Source organism: uncultured Maricaulis sp. (genome assembly GCF_905480005.1).
Taxonomy (GTDB): domain Bacteria; phylum Pseudomonadota; class Alphaproteobacteria; order Caulobacterales; family Maricaulaceae; genus Maricaulis.
Genome location: NZ_CAJQOO010000008.1, coordinates 116,795 through 138,500, shown reverse-complemented (window position 1 = coordinate 138,500; position 21,706 = coordinate 116,795). Strand labels below are relative to the sequence as shown.

At 62.2% G+C, this 21,706-nt stretch carries 25 protein-coding genes; 19 read left to right on the top strand and 6 right to left on the bottom strand.

Going from position 1 to position 21,706, the window contains the following annotated elements; translation table 11 throughout:
* Positions 1–74 precede the first annotated feature (74 nt).
* Complete coding sequence (locus QZ266_RS01465; RefSeq protein WP_295691003.1) at positions 75–422, top strand: helix-turn-helix transcriptional regulator; 348 nt, start codon at positions 75–77, stop codon at positions 420–422.
* Positions 409–894 (top strand): SRPBCC domain-containing protein, encoded by a 486-nt coding sequence (locus QZ266_RS01460; protein ID WP_295691002.1) that lies wholly within the window; start codon positions 409–411, stop codon positions 892–894. Before QZ266_RS01465 ends, QZ266_RS01460 begins: the two co-directional genes overlap by 14 nt.
* On the opposite strand, the gene QZ266_RS01455 is transcribed toward QZ266_RS01460, so the two are convergent.
* Positions 891–1,814: a flagellar motor protein MotB gene (locus QZ266_RS01455; protein WP_295690999.1), complete on the bottom strand. Its 924-nt coding sequence runs from the start codon at positions 1,812–1,814 to the stop codon at positions 891–893. The genes QZ266_RS01460 and QZ266_RS01455 overlap by 4 nt on opposite strands.
* Before the next feature lie 99 nt (positions 1,815–1,913).
* Between QZ266_RS01455 and QZ266_RS01450 the strand changes: the two genes are divergently transcribed.
* Positions 1,914–2,378, top strand: a complete 465-nt coding sequence (locus QZ266_RS01450) for a flavin reductase family protein (RefSeq protein ID WP_295690997.1) — start codon at positions 1,914–1,916, stop codon at positions 2,376–2,378.
* Here QZ266_RS01450 and QZ266_RS01445 read toward each other — a convergent pair.
* On the bottom strand, positions 2,360–4,684 hold the full coding sequence (locus QZ266_RS01445) for a penicillin acylase family protein (protein ID WP_295690994.1): 2,325 nt from the start codon (positions 4,682–4,684) through the stop codon (positions 2,360–2,362). The genes QZ266_RS01450 and QZ266_RS01445 overlap by 19 nt on opposite strands.
* Positions 4,685–4,745: 61 nt before the next feature.
* On the opposite strand from QZ266_RS01445, the gene QZ266_RS01440 reads away from it, so the two are divergent.
* From QZ266_RS01440 to QZ266_RS01430, 3 genes are read left to right on the top strand one after another with little or no spacing between them, the layout of a single operon-like run.
* Positions 4,746–5,624 (top strand): NAD(P)-dependent oxidoreductase, encoded by an 879-nt coding sequence (locus tag QZ266_RS01440; protein ID WP_295690991.1) that lies wholly within the window; start codon positions 4,746–4,748, stop codon positions 5,622–5,624.
* Positions 5,621–6,151 carry a hypothetical protein gene (locus QZ266_RS01435; protein WP_295690990.1) on the top strand — a complete coding sequence of 177 codons (531 nt, stop codon included), beginning with the start codon at positions 5,621–5,623 and terminating at the stop codon, positions 6,149–6,151. The genes QZ266_RS01440 and QZ266_RS01435 overlap by 4 nt, the downstream gene beginning before the upstream one ends.
* Entirely contained in the window at positions 6,148–6,777 is a 630-nt protein-coding gene (locus QZ266_RS01430) for a trimeric intracellular cation channel family protein (protein ID WP_295690989.1), read from the top strand. Before QZ266_RS01435 ends, QZ266_RS01430 begins: the two co-directional genes overlap by 4 nt.
* A 77-nt stretch (positions 6,778–6,854) precedes the next feature.
* Here QZ266_RS01430 and QZ266_RS01425 read toward each other — a convergent pair whose 3' ends face one another.
* Both QZ266_RS01425 and QZ266_RS01420 read right to left on the bottom strand, forming a co-directional pair.
* Positions 6,855–7,343: a GNAT family N-acetyltransferase gene (locus QZ266_RS01425; protein WP_295690987.1), complete on the bottom strand. Its 489-nt coding sequence runs from the start codon at positions 7,341–7,343 to the stop codon at positions 6,855–6,857.
* Between the two features lie 153 nt (positions 7,344–7,496).
* Positions 7,497–8,645: a PLP-dependent aspartate aminotransferase family protein gene (locus QZ266_RS01420; protein ID WP_295690985.1), complete on the bottom strand. Its 1,149-nt coding sequence runs from the start codon at positions 8,643–8,645 to the stop codon at positions 7,497–7,499.
* A 1,127-nt stretch (positions 8,646–9,772) separates the two neighbouring features.
* Between QZ266_RS01420 and QZ266_RS01415 the strand changes: the two genes are divergently transcribed.
* Positions 9,773–10,762 carry a hypothetical protein gene (locus QZ266_RS01415; protein WP_295690981.1) on the top strand — a complete coding sequence of 330 codons (990 nt, stop codon included), beginning with the start codon at positions 9,773–9,775 and terminating at the stop codon, positions 10,760–10,762.
* A gap of 23 nt (positions 10,763–10,785) precedes the next feature.
* Here QZ266_RS01415 and hemB read toward each other — a convergent pair whose 3' ends face one another.
* Positions 10,786–11,766 (bottom strand): porphobilinogen synthase, encoded by a 981-nt coding sequence (hemB, locus tag QZ266_RS01410; protein WP_295690978.1) that lies wholly within the window; start codon positions 11,764–11,766, stop codon positions 10,786–10,788.
* Positions 11,767–11,900: 134 nt separating this feature from the next.
* Here hemB and QZ266_RS01405 point away from each other — a divergent pair, with 134 nt between their 5' ends.
* From QZ266_RS01405 to QZ266_RS01370, 8 genes are all read left to right on the top strand, one after another.
* Positions 11,901–13,037, top strand: a complete 1,137-nt coding sequence (locus tag QZ266_RS01405) for an isobutyryl-CoA dehydrogenase (protein WP_295690975.1) — start codon at positions 11,901–11,903, stop codon at positions 13,035–13,037.
* A 65-nt stretch (positions 13,038–13,102) separates the two neighbouring features.
* The gene (locus tag QZ266_RS01400) at positions 13,103–13,366 is read left to right on the top strand and encodes a type II toxin-antitoxin system Phd/YefM family antitoxin (RefSeq protein ID WP_295690973.1); all 264 of its coding nucleotides are present in this window, start codon (positions 13,103–13,105) and stop codon (positions 13,364–13,366) included.
* On the top strand, positions 13,363–13,776 hold the full coding sequence (locus QZ266_RS01395; RefSeq protein ID WP_295690971.1) for a type II toxin-antitoxin system VapC family toxin: 414 nt from the start codon (positions 13,363–13,365) through the stop codon (positions 13,774–13,776). Before QZ266_RS01400 ends, QZ266_RS01395 begins: the two co-directional genes overlap by 4 nt.
* A 12-nt stretch (positions 13,777–13,788) precedes the next feature.
* The gene (locus tag QZ266_RS01390; RefSeq protein ID WP_295690969.1) at positions 13,789–14,844 is read left to right on the top strand and encodes an enoyl-CoA hydratase/isomerase family protein; all 1,056 of its coding nucleotides are present in this window, start codon (positions 13,789–13,791) and stop codon (positions 14,842–14,844) included.
* A gap of 48 nt (positions 14,845–14,892) precedes the next feature.
* The gene (gene mmsB / locus QZ266_RS01385; RefSeq protein WP_295691032.1) at positions 14,893–15,804 is read left to right on the top strand and encodes a 3-hydroxyisobutyrate dehydrogenase; all 912 of its coding nucleotides are present in this window, start codon (positions 14,893–14,895) and stop codon (positions 15,802–15,804) included.
* Between the two features lie 103 nt (positions 15,805–15,907).
* Entirely contained in the window at positions 15,908–16,399 is a 492-nt protein-coding gene (locus tag QZ266_RS01380; RefSeq protein ID WP_295690967.1) for a MarR family transcriptional regulator, read from the top strand.
* A 132-nt stretch (positions 16,400–16,531) separates the two neighbouring features.
* Positions 16,532–17,755, top strand: coding sequence for a 5-aminolevulinate synthase (gene hemA, locus QZ266_RS01375; RefSeq protein ID WP_295690965.1), 1,224 nt, complete (start codon positions 16,532–16,534; stop codon positions 17,753–17,755).
* A gap of 28 nt (positions 17,756–17,783) precedes the next feature.
* A complete protein-coding gene (locus QZ266_RS01370) occupies positions 17,784–18,011 on the top strand; it encodes a hypothetical protein (protein WP_295690964.1) in 228 nt (75 codons plus the stop codon).
* Positions 18,012–18,021: 10 nt separating this feature from the next.
* On the opposite strand, the gene QZ266_RS01365 is transcribed toward QZ266_RS01370, so the two are convergent.
* Complete coding sequence (locus QZ266_RS01365; protein WP_295690963.1) at positions 18,022–18,444, bottom strand: MucR family transcriptional regulator; 423 nt, start codon at positions 18,442–18,444, stop codon at positions 18,022–18,024.
* A 270-nt stretch (positions 18,445–18,714) separates the two neighbouring features.
* Between QZ266_RS01365 and glyA the strand changes: the two genes are divergently transcribed.
* The 4 genes from glyA to QZ266_RS01345 are packed head-to-tail and all read left to right on the top strand — an operon-like array spanning position 18,715 to position 21,694.
* On the top strand, positions 18,715–20,022 hold the full coding sequence (gene glyA / locus QZ266_RS01360; RefSeq protein ID WP_295690960.1) for a serine hydroxymethyltransferase: 1,308 nt from the start codon (positions 18,715–18,717) through the stop codon (positions 20,020–20,022).
* 9 nt (positions 20,023–20,031) lie between these two features.
* Positions 20,032–20,517 (top strand): transcriptional regulator NrdR, encoded by a 486-nt coding sequence (gene nrdR / locus QZ266_RS01355; protein ID WP_295690958.1) that lies wholly within the window; start codon positions 20,032–20,034, stop codon positions 20,515–20,517.
* Positions 20,514–21,089 carry a RibD family protein gene (locus tag QZ266_RS01350; RefSeq protein ID WP_295690956.1) on the top strand — a complete coding sequence of 192 codons (576 nt, stop codon included), beginning with the start codon at positions 20,514–20,516 and terminating at the stop codon, positions 21,087–21,089. The genes nrdR and QZ266_RS01350 overlap by 4 nt, the downstream gene beginning before the upstream one ends.
* Positions 21,089–21,694, top strand: a complete 606-nt coding sequence (locus QZ266_RS01345) for a riboflavin synthase (RefSeq protein WP_295690954.1) — start codon at positions 21,089–21,091, stop codon at positions 21,692–21,694. Before QZ266_RS01350 ends, QZ266_RS01345 begins: the two co-directional genes overlap by 1 nt.
* Positions 21,695–21,706 lie beyond the last annotated feature (12 nt).

The window sequence follows — 21,706 nt, the reverse complement described above, 5'->3', positions numbered from 1 at the left end:
AAATAACCGGCCTGAGCGCGGACTTCCTGTATTTTCTGACTTGGTTTAATAATCAATTGGTTTAATAAGGGGGCATGACTGAGCCAGCGCATCTCGACAACGTCTTCTCGGCCCTCGCTCATCCGGTTCGCCGTCGATTGATCGAACGGCTGGCCGAGGCGGACGCGACCGTCAACGAATTGGCAGAGCCGTTCGCCATGAGCCTGCCCGCTATCTCGAAACATCTGCGCGTTCTGGAGGCGGCAGGCCTGATCACGCGTGGCCGGCGCGCCCAGTTCCGACCTTGCCGGCTGAACGCCGAGCCGCTCGTGGCCGCAGCCGATTGGACGTCCCAATACGGCCAGATATGGCAGGCACGATTTGACACAATGACCCGCATGATTGGCGCGGTGGAGGAAGGGAAAAACAATGACGACGGATGATCAGAACTGGGTGAGGGTCGAGCGTGTGCTCGAGGCGCCGATCGACACGGTCTGGCGGATGTGGACGGATCCCGACCTGTTCAGGACCTGGTATGGGCCGAAAGGTTTCTCCGTTCCGGTCGCCGAGATGGATCTGAATGTCGGCGGGGTCCGGAAAGTCTGCATGGTGATGCAGGCACCGGATCGCTCGATGACGATGTGGTTCACCGGTGTCTTCAAGGAATTGGCGGCGCCAAACCGGCTTCGATACACGGAGAGCATGTGCGACCCGGACGGTAATATCCTGTCGCCGGCCGCAATGGGCATGCCGCCGGGGACGCCGGACATTACCGAGGTGATTGTCGATCTCGCCGAGCGCGACGGGAACACGGTCATGATCATGACCCATGTTGGCGTCCCGACCGGCAGCGCCGGCGAGGGCGGCTGGACGCAAGCCTTCGAGAAACTCGCTGGAGAGCTCTCTGTCGCCTAGAGTTCGTGACCGTTTGGCATGACCGGCGCTTCGCGCAGCAACACAACCGAGATGCGGCGATTGCCTGGCATGTAGGGGTCGTCCGGATACAGCGGCTCGGACCCGGCCTTGCCACGCACTTCATAGACGCGGTCGTCGGAAATTCCGGCGCGCTGCAGGACTGACCGCGCAGCATTGGCACGATCGGCGGACAATTCCCAATTGGTGTAGGTCGCGTTCGGCTCGGACGGTGCGCTGTCGGTGTGACCGGCAATGGACAGGCGGTTCGGCAGGCGCTCGGCGATGCGGGCAACGGCGCGCAGCAGGGTCACGGCACGATCATTGGGGACAACCGCACCCGGATCGAACATCGGACGGCCTTCCTGGTCGACCAGCTGGATACGCAGGCCTTCCGGCGTCTCCTCGATGAGGACGTGATTGGAGAGCTCGGCCAGTTCCGGCATGTCCTGCATGGCCTGACGCAACGACATGGCAGCGGAGTGCAGTTCGGCCGCATCGCGGCGCTGCTGCGCTTCCGCCAGGGCCGACGCCATGATGTCGGATTCCTGTTCGGCCGCTTCCGGCGACCCTTCCGGTGATTGTTGGCGGTCGCGATCATTGAGCTGCGGCGCGGTCGGTGCCAGGCGCTGGCGCATGGAGCTGTCGCCCGATCCCTGGACGCCGTCATCGCCAGGGGAGGTGCCCGCGAGCGGAGCGCCGGAACCGGAGTTGGACGGGGACACGCTGGCCGGCGCGAAATAGTCGGCAATGCCGCGCTTTTGTTCCGGTGTGGTGGTATTGATGAGCCACATGAGGAGGAAGAAGGCCATCATCGCGGTGACAAAGTCGGCGTAGGCGACTTTCCAGGCGCCACCATGGTGTCCGCCGCCGCCGCCCTTGATGACTTTCTTGATGACAATCGGCTGATCCGAGGCTGCCATGTCCACCCACCTTGTTTATTTACCTTCGCGTCTTGTAGACCGTTAGCGTTAAGGTCCGGTTTCGAAAGCGGACCGCTTCGCGAGTACAAAGGATATCACTTGGCCGACAGCCGATCATTTCGCGACGCCCTCGGGCGTTACCCCACCGGCGTCGCCGTGGTGACTGCTTTCCTTGATGGGAAGGCACTGGGCATGACCGTGAACTCCTTCGCCTCTGTCTCGCTCGACCCGCCGCTTGTGCTTTGGTCAATCGAACGCTCGAGCGAGCGCTATGGCATTTTCGAGAATGCCACCCATTGGGGCGTGAATGTCCTGGCCGCCGATCAGGCCGGGTTGGCCCATGCCTGTGCGTTGGAAGCCGATCTGGCGCAGTGCCGCACCGGCTGGCAGGGCGATACCGTGCCATTGATCGAGGGCGCCGTCGCGCGCTTCACCTGCCGCGCCGAGGCGGTCCATCCCGGCGGGGACCATGATATTCTTCTTGGCCGCGTGATCGATCTCGACACGCCGCGTGATGTCCCCGCCCTGGTCTTCTACCGGTCGACCTATTGCGAACCGGGCTGAAGCGTCAGAACCGATACGCCTTCCGGGCGGGTCTCCAGGGTCCAGCCGGTCGGGATCTCGATATATTCCCCGCGTCCCCAGAGTGGCGCCAGATCGTCATAGTGCGGTGACATGACATTGCCGGACTGGCCGGTCGTGATCATGAAGCGCGAGCTATCCGGTTCGGCCATGTCGTAGAGCGCGCGATAGGAAGCACCGTGGAAGACGTCATAGCCCGGTGTGCGGTAGGAATAATGCGCGACATTGACCGTTGACCCATCGCCGGGAACCGGTGTCTCGATGGTGAACCAGTCCGACAGGACGGGAAAGTCCGAGAATGGCCGATGGGCGTGGCGGGCATAGTGCACATCGCCCCAGCGCCAGGCGTCAAAATCATCGCCATAGGCCCGCATTGTGGTGGCCATGGCCTGGTCCAGCGCGGGGCCGGTGAGGTCGTGGCAGGTGACGGTCTGATCGGTGGTGGTATCGTCACACCAATGACCCAGATCGCCGGTCAGGACGTCCATCATGAAAATTCGGCGATCACCGTGCCAGCCGGAGAACAGATCGCCGAGCTCATCGGCGTAAATCTGCGCGCTGAGCGCGCGCATCCAGGCCGAATAGATCAGCGGTTCGGCCCGGTCGACGGCCATGTCGGCGTCCCAGTCAGCCAGCAGGGCAAGCGCTGCCCGGCCCGCATCGGTCTGCGGTTCCGCCTCGAGCAGGACAGGCAGGAGTCGCAGGGCGGTGTCATTGACCGTATCGACCTGCAAGGCCTGAAGACTGTCCAGGTCATGGACGGGCTGGGCATTGATGCCGTCATAGATCCGGCGAATGCGCGAGACGCCATACCATTCCGACGTCAGATAATGCGGATAGTCGTCGGGAACGATCTTGTTGTTGGCGGTGGCGACGAAGCCGCGATCCGGATTGAGGGTGTGGGGCAGGTCCTCGAAGGGGATGGTCGAGACCCAATTGCCGTCCGCGTCGCGAACGGGAATGCGCGCCGGCGCGTAAAAACCGATATCGCCGTCCCGGTCGGCGAAGACCATGCTTTGCTGGGGGGCGACGAAACCGCGAATGGCATTCACGAAATCATCCCATTCATCGGCCTCGATAATGTGAAGGCCGACGCCCGCCGTGGCGTCATCGGGCTCGTCGAGCATCCATTGCAGTGCGAAGAAGTCGCTGCCCTCGGGGACAGGATAGCTGAAATGGGCCGGATCGAGGACGGGCCCGGTCGCGGTCTCGCGGCGCTGGATGGTGACGTCATCGCCGAAGCGTACGCGGATATATTCCTCGCGCTGACCGGTGACCTCGGCCTCGGTGACCGCATGAAGATCGCCGACATCCGGGCCGGTATTGGTGAACCCCCAGGCGATCTCGTCTGTCCGCCCCAGCGTCACGAAAGGCGTGCCGGGCAGGGTGGCGCCGACAACGGAGCCCTCCGGTGTTGTCAGTCGGGCCAGATACCAGATCGCCGGCGCGGCCAGCCCCAGATGCGGATCATTGCCGAGAATGGGCAGTCCGCTTGTGGTGCGGGAGCCGGCCAGGACCCAGTTGTTCGAGCCGTCGCGGCCGGTGTCCTCCGGCCCCATGATCGGCGCCGGCTCGTCGGCCGGGGGCAGGGTCGTGGCCTCGATGCCGATATCGGCCATGGTCAGGGAGCGCGGAGCATCGTCGGGATAGCGGCCGATGAACTCGGCCGTGCGCTGCTCGCCGAGCTGGGCGATGAGGGCGGCCATGCGCGGTTCCTGGAAGGCATTGCCGAACAGGTCGAGTGCGATCGCCTTGTAGACCACGACCGTGTCGGCCGGCTGCCAGGGTTCGGGCTCAAACATCAGGATCTGGAATTCCGGCGGCGGGACGAAGCCCGGTGCGCTCATCACCGCATTGACGCCGTTTGTATAGGCAACCAGCGCGGCCTGGATGTCGGCGGGCAGATTGGCAATGGCCGTATCGGAGGCGGGCCCCAGCCCCATTGTGCGGAAGAAGATATCCGTCTCGAGGCCGGGTTCGCCGAGAATCTCCGCGAGACGGCCGCGTAGGGCCCGCCGCGTGATTTCCATCTGCCAGAGCCGGTCCTGGGCGTGGGCGACCCCCATGGCGTAGAAACCGTCATGATCGGTCTCGGCGAAGATGTGCGGCACGCCGTGACCATCCCGCACAATACTGGCCTCGGCCTCCAGCCCGGCCATCTCGATCACGCCGCTTGTTTGCGGCAGGGAGGCGTACAGGCGATTGCCGATGAACAGGGCAGCGACGAGGACAAGCGCGACCAGTCCTCCCGCGGCCCAGCCGAGATAGCGCAGAACACGTTTGATCATGATGACTTGCTCCCCATTCGCGTCGAGACTAGCAAGGGGGCAGGTGATTGGGGAGAGCGCAATGGCACGCTGCACATTTCTGGGTCTCGGTGTGATGGGTTTCCCGATGGCGGGCCATCTGGCCGGCGCGGGACATGAGGTAACCGTCTGGAACCGCACGACGCGCAAGGCTGGCGACTGGGCCGGGCGCCATCCCGGCACGGCGGCAGAAACCGTCGAGGCCGCGGTCAGCGATGCGGACTTCGTCCTCATGTGCCTGGGCGATGATCCGGATGTGCGCCGCGTGGCCGAGCAGGCCATCCCCGCCATGAAGCCGGGCGCCGTTCTCATTGATCACACGACCGCGTCCGCCGAACTCGCCCGCGAGCTGGACATCGAGGCCCGTGATGCCGGGATCGGCTTTGTCGATGCGCCCGTATCCGGCGGGCAGGCCGGGGCCGAGACCGGGCAGCTGACCATCATGTGTGGCGGCGAGGCGGACACATTCGCCGCGGCTGAACCGGTGATGGACAGTTATGCCAAGGCGATCTCGCTGATTGGTCCGGCCGGGTCCGGGCAGCTGGCCAAAATGGTCAACCAGATCTGTATCGCCGGTATTGTCCAGGGCCTGTCCGAAGGCCTGCACTTCGCCCAGCGCGCCGGTCTCGATCCGGCTCTGGTGATCGGGGCGATCTCGAAGGGCGCGGCCCAGTCCTGGCAGATGGAGAATCGGTGGGAGACCATGGTCGCCGGCAAGTTCGACTATGGCTTCGCCATTGACTGGATGCGCAAGGACCTCCGCATCACCCTGGACGAGGCCCGCCGTAATGGCGCCACGCTGCCGGTCGCTGCCCAGGTCGATCAATTCTACGCCGACGTCCAGGCCATGGGCGGCAATCGCTGGGACACGTCCTCGCTGATCGCCCGTCTTGAGCGTCCGGAGAGCGGGAGCAAGGCATGAGCGAACCGAAGGGCTATATCGCCAATGATCCGGTGGTGATGGGTGTGTGGAAACGGCTGACCGGTTTGTTCGCGGTCTGGCGTCTGATCGTGTTCGCAAGCTTCACCCGGCGCATGCTCTATCAACTGACCAATGACCAGATGTCGACCCTGATGCGGACCCGGCACTGGAAGCTCGGTCTGGGCCTGCTCGGCGGGCTTGATGACGCACAAATCGACTTCCTGGCGGCGTGGGCGCAGCTCAACGCTGAACGGGCCGAGCGGATATTCCGGTCGACGGCCCTGCTGATCGTGTCCATCCCTGTTGCTGCCGTGTTCGGTATTTCCGAGCTGGATCCGACTATCTGGCAACAGCTTGGATTTGAACGTCTTGATACGCTGGTCTTCATCATTGGCGCGTGGATGGTCTTCAGCGGGATCATGATGGCGGCAGCCTGGCGCGCGCGCGATCTGGCGGACCTGTTGAAACTGGAACAGGCCAGACGGGCTTTGCGTAACCACCAGAAACCCGCTTCGAGCCCGGCGTGAGCATCGAACTCCTCTTCATCCTTCTCGACTATGCCGGTATCGGTTTCTTCGCCTATTCCGGCGGCATGCTGGCAGCCCGCAAGGCGCTTGATCCCTTTGGTGCGGCTATTATCGGCGCCGTGACCGGCATGGGTGGCGGAACATTGCGAGACATCCTGCTCGGTTCCCTGCCGGTCTACTGGATCGCCGAGCCGACCTATCTGGCCGTCGCGGTCTTCGGGGCGTTGCTGGGCTATTTCACCTCGCCCTGGGCGCAGGCCTTTGCGACGCGGCGTGCCGCCCTGATCTGGGCCGATGCCATCGGACTGTCAGTGTTCTGCGTGCTGGGCGCCCAGGCCGGCCTGGCCGCCGGGGCTCATTGGACCATCGCGCTGTTGACCGGAATGATGAGTGCCGCCTTTGGCGGTCTGCTGCGTGACATTATCGTCAATGACGTGCCGCTGGTCCTGCGTGAGGATATCTATGCGCTCGCGGCCCTCGCCGGTGCCGCCGCCTATGTCGGCGGGATGACGCTGGGCCTCAATCCCAGCTTGGTCACGCTTGGATCTGCTTTGCTGGCGCTGGTTCTGCGCGGCTGTGCGATCCAGTTCAAATGGTCCTTGCCGGCCATCAAGCTGGGTGACTGACTGGCAAAACGCGGCCCGCTCTGGCCAATTGAAGCCCCGCGGCGCATTTGCGCACCGCGGGGTATCCGGCAGTCAGGTCAGGCGGGAGACCCGACCGGTCTGGCCTTGGTGAGTTCGATCATGTCTATGCCGCTTTCTTGATCGGTGAAGAGGCGGCCATTGCGCCATCCATGCTTGGCATAGAAGCGCCGTGCCTGGTCATTGTCCCGAAAGCAGTCGAGCACGATCCGGTCGCTATTGCGGAACAAGGCGGTCTCGCCGTGGTCGAGCATGATTGCGCCGATCCCTGCGCGATGATGATCGAGATCGACCATCATCAAATCGATCCGTCCCGGCTTGGTGGCACAGGCGCCGACCCGCACCCCCTCATACTCAGCCACGATGAGGGTTGCGACATTGTCGCGATAATAGGCGGCGATCGCGCCGGAGGCGATATAGCCCTCGACGGTCTCGGCGCCGATGATGTCGGGGTATCTGACCCGGATGGTGCGCGCGGACAGCGCTTCAAGCGGGTCGGCATCGGCCAGCGTCGCCGGCCGAAGTGTTACTTTCGATAAGTCTTGCAATATCTTGTTCCTGATAAAGAAGTAGCGTTCGTTCGCGATGGTTGGCGCAAACGGTCTTCAATCAAGCCAGCCTGCCCGGTCAAAGGACGGGCTGGCCGTATCAGGAATCAGAAAGGCGGCGCATAAACGCTCCAGATGTTGAAGCTTCGAGTGCTAAACCGCATTGGGACTGCCCGCAAGCGCCTCGCGAAGATCGGCGAGCAGGTCAGCCGGATCCTCCAGCCCCACAGACAAGCGCACCAGATTATCGGCCACTGGGCTGTCCGGTCCCTCGATCGGCTTGCGATGCTCGATCAGGCTCTCGACGCCGCCCAGCGATGTCGCTTGGGTGAAGAGTTTTGTCGCGGCGGCAAACCGGGCCGCTGCCTCATGGCCGCCGGCAATGTGCAGCGAGAGCATGCCGCCAAAGCCGTTCGTCATCTGACGGGTCGCGACGGCATGACCGGGATGACCCGGCAGGCCCGGATAGAGCACGGCCTCAAGCCCGGCATCTGCCTGCAGCGCCTCGGCGATGGCCAGTGCGCTGGCGCTCTGGCGCTCGAAGCGGACCCAGAGCGTGCGCAGGCCGCGCATCAGCAGCCAGGTCTCGAAGGCGCCGGGGACAGCACCGGTCTTGGAATGGATCTCGCCGATCTCTTCCCAGCGTGGATCGGTCTCCCGTGTGGCGAGTACGCCGGCGAGCACGTCGGAATGTCCATTGAGATATTTGGTTGCCGAATGCATGACGATATCGGCGCCAAGCGCCAGGGCCTGGGTGGTGCAAGGCGGCGCGCAGGTGGAATCCACCCCCAATGTCGCGCCGACGGCGTGGGCAATCTCCGCCGCCCCGGCAATGTCGACGACTGCCCAGGACGGATTGGCCGGGCTCTCGATCCAGATCAGATCGGTGTCGGGTCGCGCGGCCGCGGTGAGGGCAGGCAGATCGCCCGGGGCGACGAGATCGAGCGTGATCCGCTGTTTCGCCACCGCCCGCTGAAGCAGCAATTTGGCGCCGTAATACATCTCGGTCTGGGCGATCACATGCCCCCCTGTTGGCACGCTTTCGATTACCGCGGCAATCGCCGCCATGCCCGAGGAGAAGAGTTTCGCTTCGGGCGCGTCTTCCAGCATGGCCATTACCCGGGCCGCCTGTTTCTCGGTCGGACCGGAGGGGCGGCGATAATCCTGCTCGCCGATCAGCTGATTGTCGGCGCCGCGGGCATAGGTCGTTGCCGGATGGATTGGCGGAATGACGGCCCCGGTAATCTGGTCGATGGCATGCATCGCCTGGACGGTGAGGGTCGTGCGGGTCGGGGCGGTCATGGGCAGGTCCGGGCGTTGGTGAAGGCTGGGCCGAGACTACAGCGTTTGCGGGACGCTGACAGGTTTGCGGTACACGCGCCGCTCCACATCGCCTCACATCACTCGGTCACTCCGGACAGAGCCCTGACCTGATCAGGGCGCAGATCCGGGATCCAGAAACGCAGAGGCGTGCCGGATGTCGCGATTTGGCCCGGGCCAGCGCCTCGCGCGGAGCCGACCTTAAATCACGTGTCAGCCAGCGGGCCGTATCCGGTTCTTGAGGTCAAGGGCGCGAAGCGCCGCTCCGCGGTTGAAACCCTTGAGCTCAAGAACCGGATACGGCTTTCTCCCGGCAAGGGATTTATGGCGGGGTGAGCGCGGACGATGTCGAGATCGGGTGGGCCGACTGTCCTCGTTATTGCTTGAATTTGTATGTCGCGAGCCCCCTGGCAGCGCCTAATCTGAGCTAGAAGTTATCAACTTTACGCTGTCGACTTGCATGGCCGACTTTCGCCGTTCAGATTGTGCGAGGCGGATCGGGGAAGAGGGACTATGGGGCGCTTTCGACACGTACTGAAGTTACTTCCTATCGGGGCGGTGATCACAGTGGCATGGTTCCTCTATCAGGATATTTCATCGCAAGATTCGTCTGTTTGCCGTGCGCCGGTTTTTCAGCCTGCGATCTCTGACATTTGCGGCAATGCAGGGGTAGGCGGACAGCCGAGTGCGGAAGAAAGGATCGCTTGGGCGGCTCGGCCTGAAAGCAGTTGCGAGGCGATACGGGATCATGTCAGTCGCTTTCCGGACGGTGCTTACCGAAGCGGGGCAGCGGATTTACTCGCCGCGCGGCAGACCGCTGAACGGGAAATCTGGTCGCCGCGCGACGCGCCTGTCGAAGTTGTTCTGGGTTATGGCGATCACATTTCATCGAGTCTTGAGGAGGCTAGAGTCGAAGCTTTCGCGCGTGCGCGCGACGATGCGCTAGGGCAATGCAGCACGCTTCTCCTGTCGGGCCGGTTCCGTTTGCATGATGCGATCGTCCGAGACGACGCTTTGCAGTGTGTCAATCGATCGGGTGGATCGGTTTGCCGGTATGACGGCCCAGTTGATTGTCAATTGGCGGCGCGACGGACTGAGGAAATCGAAACATGCGGGTAATTGCGTTGGTTCTGGTGCTCGCAATGAACTCGGCCTGGTCGTCAGCGGCGAACGCACGCTCCGCGATGACTGTCGATGAGTCCGATATCAATATCGAGAATGATCTGATCGATCTGATGTACCAGTCCAGCAGTCGTCGCGCCCAACAGGCTCGGCGCGAGTGGGCAAGCCAAGCTGAAGCCGAAAGACTTGGTGCCGCACTGGAGGTATCGCGGATTCGTGGGGTACCAACCTCTGAGTTGCGAGCCTTGGAGGCAGAGCTTGTGGATGCCAGGCGGGCGGTTATCGAAGAGATCAGTCGGGCAGATCCGGATTTCGCTCGGGACATGGCTTCTTATCGCGATGCTCTGAGTGTCGTACTGACGGCGCCTTCACCCGAGGCCGCCTTGGTGATTTTCAATCGGCAGGGCGAGGCTGGGCGGCAAAGAATACAAAATATTGTGTATGAGACCGCAGGCATCGTTGATCAGGAAGCCCCAAATCAGACCGTTCTGATGTTCCGGGCCGTTGCATTGATCCTGCTTCAGCAATCCATCCCGCCTGGCGATCAGGCCATTACCTGGACTACCGAAGCTGCGCGTATTTTCGCTCGCCTGGTCGAGTTGCGTCCCGATGACATTGAGATCCCGACTCTCCAATTTCTCGCATGGATGCAGGTCGCGCACATCGAATTGGCAACCACTGATGTCGTGGGGATGCGAGACGCGGCCGACAATGCTGTCCGGGCCCTCCAGACCGCCGACATGCAGCGCAGGGACCTGAGAACGTATCTTGAAAAACTGGCCGAGTACGAGTTGTTCTTAGCTGAGGCGTATCTGAACGTTGGGGACCGTAGCGAAGCGATCCTTCATTTAAGCCGTGGCGGCGCCAGAAACGGGGAATTGGAACAAGCTTTTCCTAACGACCCCCAAGTCCTGCGCCAGCTTGAGCGCCTCGATGAACTCTTGCGTCGTTACCATGCGACGGATGGGAAGCAATAGAGCTTTAGAGACTTCAGCTCTTCCTAACCCGCCAGTTTCATCGCCGCCCGCTTCGCAAAATACGTGATCACCCCCGCACCCCCCGCACGCTTGAACGCCAGCAGGCTTTCCATCATCACCCGGTCGCCATCAATCCAGCCATTGGCGGCAGCGGCTTCGATCATTGCGTACTCGCCGGAGACCTGGAAGGCATAGACCGGAACGGGGAAGGTGTCGGAGAGGGCGCGGACGATGTCGAGATAGGGCAGGCCGGGCTTGACCATGACCATGTCGGCGCCCTCGGCGATGTCGAGTTCGACCTCACGCAGGCATTCATCGCGATTGGACGGGTCCATCTGATAGGTCTGCTTGTCGCCCTTGAGTGCGGCCGCCGAGCCGATCGCCTCGCGATAGGGGCCGTAAAAGCCCGACGCGTATTTGGCGGCATAGGACAGGATCATCGTGTCGTGATGACCTTCGCCTTCCAGCGCTTCGCGGATGGCACCGATCCGGCCATCCATCATATCCGACGGGGCGACCACATCGCAGCCTGCATCGGCCTGGACCAGGGCCTGTTCAACCAGGCGATCGACGGTCTCGTCATTGGCGATCCGGTCGCCCTGCAAAATGCCGTCATGACCGTGCGTGGTGAAGGGGTCGAGGGCGACATCGCAGATCACGCCGAGATCGGGGGCGGCATCCTTGATGGTGCGGATGGCATTGGGCACCAGGCCGTCAGCGTTCAGCGCTTCGGAACCGGCATCGTCTTTCTTGGCCGGATCGATATGCGGGAAGATCGCCATCGCCGGAATGCCCAGGGCCTGGGCATCCTTCGCGGCCTTCGCCAGTGCAGCGAGGGAGAGGCGTTCCACGCCGGGCATGGCGGCGACCGGCTCGACCGGATCCGCCGTGTCCGAAACAATGACCGACCAGATGAGGTCATTCACCGACAGGGTGTTTTCCCGCACGAGGCGGCGTGACCAGTCGGCCTGGCGGGTGCGGCGAAGGCGGGTATTGGGATACATGTCGGCCTCTGGTCTTCTTCGTCTGCAATGACATATCAAACTTGCCGCCGCGGCAAACCCGCGTTACGGCTCCGGCCGAAGCCGTCGGACAAGATTTGTCCGCCAAACAACCGAATAGCAACAGGAGTGCTGCTGTGGATTTCGCTCTCACAGAAGATCAGACCCTGATCCGCGACATGGCGAGAAAATTCGCCGAGGACCGCTTGAAGCCCCATGCGGCCAAATGGGACGAAGAGAAATACTTCCCCGTCGAGGTCATGCGCGAGGCCGCCGAGCTCGGTTTTGCCGGGATCTATACGCGCGAAGACGTCGGCGGATCGGCCCTGTCGCGCCTTGATGCCGCGATCATCTTTGAGGAGCTGTCGCGTGGCTGCGTGCCGACCGCCGCCTTCCTGTCGATCCACAATATGTGCGCCTGGATGATCGACAGCTGGGGCAATGAGGAGCAGCGCCAGCGCTTCCTGCCCGGCATGATGACAATGGAAAAGATCGCCTCCTATTGCCTGACCGAGCCGGGCGCCGGGTCGGACGCGGCCCAGCTGCGCACCAAAGCTGTGCGCGATGGTGATGATTACGTCCTGAACGGTTCCAAGGCCTTCATCTCGGGCGCGGGCACCTCGGATTATTACGTCGTCATGTGCCGCACCGGCGGTGACGGACCGAAAGGCATCTCGACCATTGTGGTCGAGAAGGACACGCCGGGCCTCTCCTTTGGGGCCAATGAGAAGAAGATGGGCTGGAATGCCCAGCCGACCCGTGTCGTCACCTTCGAGGATTGCCGTGTGCCCGCCGCCAATTTGCTGGCGGAAGAGGGGATGGGTTTCACCCTCGCCATGAAGGGCCTGAATGGCGGCCGCATCAATATCGGGGCCTGCTCACTGGGCGGGGCGACCGAGGCCTTCGAGCTGGCGAAAGACTATGTCGGCACGCGCAAGCAGTTCGGCCGCGAGATCGGGCAATTCCAGGTCACCCAGTTCAAGCTGGCCGACATGGCGACCGAGCTCGAAGCCTCGCGCATGATGCTCTATCGCGGCGCGGCGGCCATCGATGCCGGCGACCCGTCAGCCGCCAAGTATTGCGCCATGGCCAAACGCTTTGCGACCGACACCTGTTTCGACGTCGCCAACCAGGCCCTGCAGCTGCATGGCGGCTATGGCTATCTCCAGGACTATCCGCTCGAACGCATCGTCCGCGATCTCCGCGTCCACCAGATCCTGGAAGGCACGAATGAGATCATGCGCGTGATCATTGCGAAGGATGTGATGAAGTAGGGAAATGTTTTTCGGTACCCGGTTTTGCGTTATGATCTGACCATAATTCTGGTCAGGAGAAAGCCATGATCGAAGTTGGTGTACTGGAAGCCAAGACCCGGCTCTCCGCCCTGCTCGAGATGATCGAACAGGGTGAGGGGCCGATCGCAATCACCCGTTATGGCAAGCGTGTGGCGGTCCTGTCTAAGGATGTGGCCTACGCCGAAGCGCCGCGCCTGTCGGGCGAGACATTGGCGGCACGGCTGAAGGCGTTTCGCGACAGCCAGAAGGCGGCGCCGGACCTGGACAGTTTGTCCTGGGACGAGCTGAAGGACGAGATGAGGAAATGACCCGGCTCGTTGTCGATGCGTCGGCTGCGATCAGCTGGTTCGTTGCGTCACAGTCCGGACCACGCAGCGCGGGCTTTGCCTCGCGGCTCGTCGCTTATGACCTCATCGCCCCGGATGTCTTCGCCTGGGAGATGGCCAATCTCTTCCGGCGCTTTGCCCGGGCCGGTTCGCTGGAGTTCGAGAGTGCGATGGCACTCCTCGATGAGTTGGGAATCGCGTTCTCCCGATCCCGCTCGGCGCGCGAGATTTTCGGACTCGCACCGCTGGCGGTCGATCTGGACCTGAGCCTGTTTGACGCGGCCTATCTCGCCCTCGCTGTGGAATCGGAAGCCGAACTGGTCTCCCGTGATCGCGCCCTGTTGACCGCAGCCCGCGCGCACGCCATCCCCTGTCACGACCTGAGTGAGTAGAGCGGAGCCAACATGACCGACCAACCCGAAATCATCGCCCGCAAGATCGGCCAGATTGGCCGGATCACGCTCAATCGTCCCAAGGCGCTCAATGCGCTCACCCATGGCATGTGCCTGTCGATGATCGAGGCGCTGGAAGCCTGGCGTGATGATGATGACGTGCAGGTCATCGTGGTCGACGGGGCCGGGGAGAAGGGGTTCTGCGCTGGCGGGGATATTCTCAAACTGCATGACAGCGGCAAGGCCGGGGATGATCAGGCCTGGTTGTTCTGGCGCGATGAGTATCGCCTCAACACGCTGATCCATCACTATCCCAAACCCTATGTCGCCCTGATTGACGGTATCACCATGGGCGGCGGTGTCGGGGTGTCGGTTCATGGCTCACACCGTGTCGCTGGCGATCGCACCATGCTGGCCATGCCGGAAACCGGTATCGGCTTTCACCCCGATGTCGGCGGTGCCTATTTCCTGCCGCGCCTCGCTGGCGAAATCGGCATCTGGATGGGCCTCACCGGTGCGCGCCTGAAGGCACCCGACTGCGTCGCGGCGGGTCTGGCAACGCACTACTGCCCGTCCGGCCAGTATGATGCGCTCATCGAGGCGCTCGAGAGCGCCGACCTTAGCGGCGAAGACGCGCTGGAAGTCCTGCTGGAGGAATTCTCCGGTGATCCGGGTGATAGCGACCTTTCGGTGACCGGCGGCCTGATCGATGCAGCCTTTGCCGGCGACAGTGTGGACGACATCCTCGCCCGGATCGAAGCGGCGGGTGACGCCTGGTCGGCCAAGCAGGCGAAAATCCTCGGCACCAAGTCTCCGACAGCCCTGAAGCTGACGCTGGCCTGCCTGCGCAAGGGCGCTGATCTCTCCTTCGAGGATGTGATGCGCCAGGACTTGCGGGTCTCCAGCTGGTGCCTGACCGGAACCGATTTCTACGAGGGTGTGCGGGCCGTGATCATCGACAAGGACCAGGCACCGAAATGGTCACCGGTCGCGGCTGACAGCGAGATCGAAAAGGCCTTCGCGTCGCTCGATGCGGCCCATGAGATGAGCTTTCTCGACGAGGCCTGACGGACACCGCACAAAGACCACCAATAAGACACCACAAAGAACACCACCATAAACGGGGAGATCAACATGGCCCGCATCGCCTTTATCGGACTTGGAAATATGGGATCCGGCATGGCCGCCAATCTGGTCAAGGCCGGGCATGAGGTTCACGCCTTTGATCTCAGCGCCGATGCCGTCGCGCAAGCGGTCGGGCAGGGCGCTTTGGCCGCTGCCAGCGCGCCGGAGGCCGTTTCCGGCTCGGACGCGGTGGTGACCATGCTGCCCGCAGGTAAGCATGTGCGCGGTGTTTATGAGGGGCAGATTTTCGACGCCGCCGCGCCGGGCACGCTCTTCCTCGATTGCTCCACCATTGATGTCGACAGCGCCCGCCATGTCGGGGGGCTGGCAGTGGAGAAGGGGTTCCGCTTTGTCGATGCACCGGTTTCCGGCGGTGTGGCAGCGGCCCAGGGCGGTACGCTGACTTTCATGGTCGGCGGCAGTGAGGGCGATTTCGCGGCGGCTGAACCCCTTCTCGACGCGATGGGCAAGGCGGTGATCCGGGCAGGTGAGGTCGGCGCCGGCCAGGCCGCCAAGATCTGCAACAATATGCTGCTGGCCATCACCATGATCGGCACGTGTGAGGCCTTCGCGCTGGCCGAGAAGCTCGGTCTGGACCAGCAGAACTTTTTCGACATTTCGTCCAAGGCCTCCGGCCAGTCCTGGTCGATGACGGCCTATTGCCCGGTCCCGGGGCCGATCCCGACCACACCGGCCAATAATGGCTACCAGCCGGGCTTTGCCACGGCGATGATGCTCAAGGATCTCAAGCTGGCGCAGGACGCGGCACAGAGTGCCGGCGCCACCACGCCGCTGGGTGCCCAGGCCGAGGCGCTCTATGCGATGTTCGACAATCTTGGCGGTGGATCGGCGGACTTCTCGGGTATCTACAAACTGCTGGATGGCAGCTGGGCCAAGCGTTGACACCAATTTAACCAAGCCTGTTAAGGGGATTTTCGCGCTTTGCCGCTAACGTCATCAACGTAAGCAATATAACGATCATCAAAGATCGGTTGGAGTGTGTGTGATGGCGATGGCAGAAAGCGTGGCACCGGAGGCGGCGCCGAGTTCCGATTATCTTGAGCTTCTTCAACTGGTGGAACGTCTCCACCGGCAATTGCTCGATGTGGTCAAGGACGAGCTCGACCGTGAGGGTCTGGACGATCTGAACAGTGTCCAGGCTTTGCTCCTGTTCAATATCGGTGATCAGGAATTGACAGCGGGAGAGCTGCGGACCCGCGGCCATTATCTCGGCTCCAATGTGTCCTACAATCTCAAGAAGCTGGTCGATGCCGGCTATATCCGGCACGAGCGTTCGGCCGTCGATCGCCGCGCGGTACGGGTCAGCCTGACCGATAGCGGTTTCGCGGTGTGTGCGCATCTGAACAAATTGTTCGAGCGCCAGGGGTCATCCCTGAATCCCGTCGGTGGTGTCGATGTCGAGCAAATGCCGGCTATCAATACTGCGCTGGCGCGCATCGAGCGTTTCTGGGCAGATCACATCCGGTTCCGGATGTAGGGCCTGTTCGGCTCCAAGTGACAAAATCCATTGGGTGCGGCGCTTCGTCCATTATACGGACGGCTGATTACGGACTATGTATCGACTCACCGTCCGGTTGGCATGTAGTGAACGTCGTGAAAGGCCCGCCCCATGGATTACCAAACCGCGTTTCAGGATGCCGTCCGTCGTGTGAAGGCTGAAGGCCGCTATCGCGTCTTCGCCGACCTGCTGCGCCGAAAGGGCGATTTCCCCGTGGCGCGCTGGCGCTCCGAGGATGGCAAGGTCCGCGACGTTACTGTCTGGTGCTCCAATGATTATCTCGGCATGGGCCAGGTGCCGTGTGTCGTGGAGTCGATGAAGAAAGCGATTGATGATGTCGGTTCGGGCGCCGGCGGCACGCGCAATATCTCCGGGACCACGCACTATCATGTCGAGCTCGAGCGTTCGCTCGCCGACCTGCATCAGAAAAGTGCGGCCCTGCTTTTCACCTCCGGTTACATCGCCAATGAGGCGACCCTGTCGACCCTCGGCAAGATCCTGCCCGGGCTCATCATGTTTTCGGATGAGCTGAACCACGCTTCGATGATTGCGGGCGTGAAGGGTGCGCGCTGTGAAAAGCGCATCTGGCGCCATAATGATCTCGAGCATCTGGAAGAATTGCTGGCCGCTGCGCCCGCCGATTCACCAAAGGTCATCGCCTTCGAGTCCGTCTATTCCATGGACGGCGATATCGGTCCGCTTGAGGCGGTCTGTGACCTCGCCGACAAATATGGCGCGCTGACCTATCTCGATGAAGTGCACGCGGTGGGCCTCTACGGCCTGCGCGGTGCCGGGATTGCGGAGCGCGAAGGCCTCATGGACCGGATCGATATCGTCGAAGGGACGCTGGGCAAGGCTTTCGGTGTGATGGGCGGTTATATCGCGGCCGATGGCGCGATCGTTGATGCGATCCGTTCGATGGCGCCGGGTTTCATCTTCACGACAGCCCTGCCGCCGGCCCTGGCGGCTGGCGCGCGGGCGAGCGTGGAATATCTCAAGGCGGCACATCATCTGCGTGAGGCGCACCAGGACCGTGCGGCGACCCTGAAGGCGCGGCTCGCCGAGGCCGGTTATCCGGTCATGGAATCGGAGACCCATATTGTCCCGATCAAGGTCGGCGACCCGGTCCTCTGCAAGCGTATTTCCGACATGCTGCTCGAAGAGCATGGCGTCTATGTCCAGCCGATCAATTACCCGACCGTGCCGCGCGGTACGGAGCGGTTGCGGCTGACGCCAAGCCCGTTGCATGACGACGGAATGTTTGACCAGCTCATCGAGGCACTTGATGATGTCTGGGAGCGGGCGTGTGAACAGACCGGGGTGGCCCGGGCCTGAATTCGGCTCGCTCAAGCGAGGTCGGGGAATGGCCGGCGAGATTTTCGTCGAAATCCAGCGAGTGGGAAATGCCTTGCGCGTGGCCGCCATTGACGGTGCCACGGCCGAGGAGGTCGTGTTCCAGGTTCCCGCCAAGACGCCAAGGGCTGATATTGATGTCCTGGCCCGCGCCAAGCTCGCCTGGAAACTCAAGCGGGCATCGGCCAATAAAAAACGGCCGGACACAGGGTCCGGCCGTCGGGGTATCGAAGTCTAGACCGGTCGGACTAGCCGTCTTTCTTGCCACGTCCCAGACCAATATCCTTGGCGAATTGCGACCGCTTGCGCGAATAGGCCGGCGCGACCATCGGGTAGTCCGAGGGCAGATTCCATTTCCGGCGGTAATCGTCCGGTGACATGTTGTATTGCGAGCGCAAATAGCGCTTGAGCATTTTGAGTTTCTTGCCGTCCTCGAGGCAGACGATGTAGTCGTCGGCAACGGACTTGGACACTGCGACAGCCGGCTTGGTCTTGGGCTCGGGCTTCACTTCCGACTCTGAAACTTCCTTCATCGTCGCATGCACTGACTTGATCAGGTCGGGCACGTTATCGGCCGGCATGGAGTTGTGCGAGAGATAGGAAGCGACGACATCGGTCGTCATCCGCAGCAATTCTTCCTTGTCGATATCGGGGAGCATGTCGTCGGCCATTTATGGAACCTTTCAAGATACGCTGTCTTGCTTGTGTCACACGTGGTGACTTCATTCATTATTGCAATGCCTGATCGATATTATGACTTGATACCGAGTTCAAGTGTGTATGATTGAATATGTTTCATACGCACCAGCGTGGGCTGAATTGCTCAAGTAATCCGATTTGGCTCGGCTCGGCATGATCGAGCCTGCAGCTGCGCCAATTGTCCGCTTGCCCCGCCCGGGGCAGCACCTTATCACACGAGATAAATGTGATGAGGAAGCGTCATGCCCGATACCCAGATCGAAGCCAGCCAGGAAAATCCGTTTTTCACCCGGTCCATCGTCGAGAGTGATCGCGACGTGGCGCATGCGATCCATGAGGAAATCCAGCGTCAGCAAAGCCAGATCGAGCTGATTGCATCGGAGAATATCGTCTCCCGGGCGGTGCTGGAGGCGCAGGGCTCGCCGCTGACCAACAAGTATGCCGAAGGCTATCCGGGGCGTCGCTATTATGGCGGTTGCGAGCATGTCGATGTCGTCGAGACACTCGCCATCGAGCGCGCCAAGGCGCTCTTCGGTGCGCAATATGCCAATGTCCAGCCGAATTCCGGCAGCCAGGCCAATCAGGGTGTCTTTCTCGCCCTGCTCAAGCCCGGCGACACCATTCTTGGCATGTCCCTCGATGCCGGTGGTCACCTGACCCATGGCGCCCGCCCCAACATGTCGGGAAAATGGTTCAAGGCTGAAAGCTATGGCGTGCGCGAAAGCGATGCGCGGATCGACTATGACGCGGTCCGGGCCAAGGCTCATGAGGTCAAGCCACAGCTGATTATTGCCGGCGGGTCGGCCTATCCGCGCGAGATCGATTTCGCCGAATTCCGCAAGATCGCGGATGAAGTTGGCGCCTATCTCCTGGTCGATATGGCCCATGTCGCCGGTCTGGTGGCTGGCGGGGTCTACCCCAATCCGATGCCCCACGCCCATGTCTGCACGACGACCACCCACAAGACCTTGCGCGGTCCGCGCGGCGGCATGATCCTGTCCAACGATCTCGATCTCGGCAAGAAGTTCAATTCCGCGATTTTCCCGGGCCTGCAGGGCGGTCCGCTCATGCATGTGATCGCCGGCAAGGCGGTGGCCTTCGGCGAAGCGCTGCAGCCGGAATTCAAGGATTATGTCAAACAGGTCGTCGCCAATTGCCAGGCAATGTCCAAGGCGATCACCGATGGTGGTTATGCCATTGTGTCCGGTGGCACGGACAGTCATCTGGCGCTCGTCGACCTGCGTCCGAAGGGACTGAAGGGCAATATCGCCGAGGAAGCCCTCGAGCGGGCCTACATCACCTGCAACAAGAATGGTGTCCCGTTCGATCCGGAGAAGCCGACAGTGACCTCGGGTCTGCGCGTCGGCTCACCGGCGGGGACGACCCGCGGCTTCGGAGAGGCGGAATTCACCCTGATCGGTGAGTTGATGGTGAAGGTGCTTGATGCGCTGGTCGATCAGCCTGAAGGCAATGCGGAGATCGAGGGTGAGGTTCGCGAGACGGTGAAGGCGCTCACTGCGCGCTTCCCCATCTATCCCGAACTGGCCTAGGGTACCCGCATGCGTTGTCCTTTTTGCGGTCATCCCGATACCCAAGTGAAGGATTCCCGTCCGGCCGAGGACGGGAATGCCATTCGTCGCCGGCGGCAATGTCCGTCCTGTGCAGCCCGTTTCACCACATTCGAGCGCGTGCAATTGCGCGAGCTGACCGTGATGAAGAAGTCGGGGCGGCGGGTGCCGTTTGACCGTGACAAGCTGAATCGTTCCATCCAGCTGGCCATGCAAAAGCGCAATATCGAGCCGGATCGCATCGATCAGATGATTTCCGGTATTGTCCGGCGCCTGGAGTCGACGGGCGAGACCGATGTGACGTCAGACCGGGTCGGTGAGCTGGTCATGGAAGGCCTCAAGAATCTCGATGCCGTGGCCTATGTTCGCTATGCCTCGGTCTACAAGGATTTCCACAAGGTCGAGGATTTCCGCGAATTCATCACCGACGAAGCGCTCAGCGCGCATTTCGGCACAAGCGAAGACGACAAGGAATGACCGCCGCGGCGCGTCCGCGTGTCACGTTGAAGCTGGCGACCTCGCTCGACGGGCGGATCGCGCTGGCCAATGGCGCATCGCAATGGATCACCGGTCCGGAAAGCCGCGCGGTTGTGCATCGCATGCGCGCGGCTCATGACGCCATCCTCACCGGTATCGGCACCATCCTCGCGGACGACCCGCACTTGACGGCCCGGCCCGAGGGCGGGTGCGAGCGCCAGCCCGATATCATCATCATGGACAGTCAGGGACGCACGCCCGGGAAGGCCCGCGTGTTCAACGGGGGGGACCGATCCGTGACCCTGATTCCCCATCGTGACCTGGGCCGGGCGATGGCCGGGCATGAGCGCGTCATGATCGAGGCGGGCGCCGCGATTGCAGCCTCGGCGGTGCGTGACGGGCTGGTGGATCGTATCGAATGGTTCCGGGCGCCAATGCTGCTGGGAGGCGACGGATTGCCGGTTCTCGCAGCTCTGGGCCTTGAGACCCTCGACGCCGCCCCCATTTTCAGGCGGACAGGCGTCGTGGAACGCGGCGCTGACCTGCAGGAAACCTACGAACGGACAGTCTGATGTTTACCGGAATAGTCACGGCGAAAGGCCGCATTCGCGCGATCAGCGGCGACGGCGTGCGCCGCTTCGAGATCGAGGCGCCCTACGAAGCTGACACGATCGCGCTGGGTGCATCGATTGCCCATGCCGGAGCTTGCCTGACGGTGGTTGAAGTCGTCGCGATGCCCGAGGGCTGCTGGTTCGCTGTTGAAGTGTCGCCGGAGACCTTGCGCCTGACCACGCTGGGAAGCTGGCAGGTCGGCGATCCGGTCAATCTCGAACGCGCCCTGGCGATTGGCGAGGAACTTGGCGGCCATCTGGTCACCGGACATGTCGATGGTCTCGGTGAGCTGATCGATCTGCGCGAGGAGGGCGAGTGGCTGGTTCTGTCCGTGCGTCCCCCCTCCGACCTCAATCGCTTCATTGCGCGGAAGGGCTCGATCACTGTCGACGGCGTCTCCCTAACCGTCAATGCGGTGACCCGCGACAGTTTTGATCTGATGATTATTCCGCACACGGCGGAGGTCACCACACTGGGCGCGCTGCAAGTTGGCGGGCACGTCAATCTTGAGGTTGACCTCATGGCACGCTACGCCGCCCGCCTGAGCGAATTTTCGCCGACCTGATATTTGGAGACG

What these genes read in the sequence shown, in the direction of transcription:
- QZ266_RS01465 (WP_295691003.1), top strand. Translation starts at nt 75, where the DNA reads ATGACTGAGCCAGCGCATCTCGACAACGTCTTCTCGGCCCTCGCTCAT.
- QZ266_RS01460 (WP_295691002.1), top strand. Translation starts at nt 409, where the DNA reads ATGACGACGGATGATCAGAACTGGGTGAGGGTCGAGCGTGTGCTCGAG.
- QZ266_RS01455 (WP_295690999.1), bottom strand. Translation starts at nt 1,814, where the DNA reads ATGGCAGCCTCGGATCAGCCGATTGTCATCAAGAAAGTCATCAAGGGC.
- QZ266_RS01445 (WP_295690994.1), bottom strand. Translation starts at nt 4,684, where the DNA reads ATGATCAAACGTGTTCTGCGCTATCTCGGCTGGGCCGCGGGAGGACTG.
- QZ266_RS01440 (WP_295690991.1), top strand. Translation starts at nt 4,746, where the DNA reads ATGGCACGCTGCACATTTCTGGGTCTCGGTGTGATGGGTTTCCCGATG.
- QZ266_RS01435 (WP_295690990.1), top strand. Translation starts at nt 5,621, where the DNA reads ATGAGCGAACCGAAGGGCTATATCGCCAATGATCCGGTGGTGATGGGT.
- QZ266_RS01420 (WP_295690985.1), bottom strand. Translation starts at nt 8,645, where the DNA reads ATGACCGCCCCGACCCGCACGACCCTCACCGTCCAGGCGATGCATGCC.
- QZ266_RS01415 (WP_295690981.1), top strand. Translation starts at nt 9,773, where the DNA reads ATGCGGGTAATTGCGTTGGTTCTGGTGCTCGCAATGAACTCGGCCTGG.
- hemB (WP_295690978.1), bottom strand. Translation starts at nt 11,766, where the DNA reads ATGTATCCCAATACCCGCCTTCGCCGCACCCGCCAGGCCGACTGGTCA.
- QZ266_RS01400 (WP_295690973.1), top strand. Translation starts at nt 13,103, where the DNA reads ATGATCGAAGTTGGTGTACTGGAAGCCAAGACCCGGCTCTCCGCCCTG.
- QZ266_RS01395 (WP_295690971.1), top strand. Translation starts at nt 13,363, where the DNA reads ATGACCCGGCTCGTTGTCGATGCGTCGGCTGCGATCAGCTGGTTCGTT.
- QZ266_RS01390 (WP_295690969.1), top strand. Translation starts at nt 13,789, where the DNA reads ATGACCGACCAACCCGAAATCATCGCCCGCAAGATCGGCCAGATTGGC.
- QZ266_RS01380 (WP_295690967.1), top strand. Translation starts at nt 15,908, where the DNA reads ATGGCGATGGCAGAAAGCGTGGCACCGGAGGCGGCGCCGAGTTCCGAT.
- hemA (WP_295690965.1), top strand. Translation starts at nt 16,532, where the DNA reads ATGGATTACCAAACCGCGTTTCAGGATGCCGTCCGTCGTGTGAAGGCT.
- QZ266_RS01370 (WP_295690964.1), top strand. Translation starts at nt 17,784, where the DNA reads ATGGCCGGCGAGATTTTCGTCGAAATCCAGCGAGTGGGAAATGCCTTG.
- QZ266_RS01365 (WP_295690963.1), bottom strand. Translation starts at nt 18,444, where the DNA reads ATGGCCGACGACATGCTCCCCGATATCGACAAGGAAGAATTGCTGCGG.
- glyA (WP_295690960.1), top strand. Translation starts at nt 18,715, where the DNA reads ATGCCCGATACCCAGATCGAAGCCAGCCAGGAAAATCCGTTTTTCACC.
- nrdR (WP_295690958.1), top strand. Translation starts at nt 20,032, where the DNA reads ATGCGTTGTCCTTTTTGCGGTCATCCCGATACCCAAGTGAAGGATTCC.
- QZ266_RS01350 (WP_295690956.1), top strand. Translation starts at nt 20,514, where the DNA reads ATGACCGCCGCGGCGCGTCCGCGTGTCACGTTGAAGCTGGCGACCTCG.
- QZ266_RS01345 (WP_295690954.1), top strand. Translation starts at nt 21,089, where the DNA reads ATGTTTACCGGAATAGTCACGGCGAAAGGCCGCATTCGCGCGATCAGC.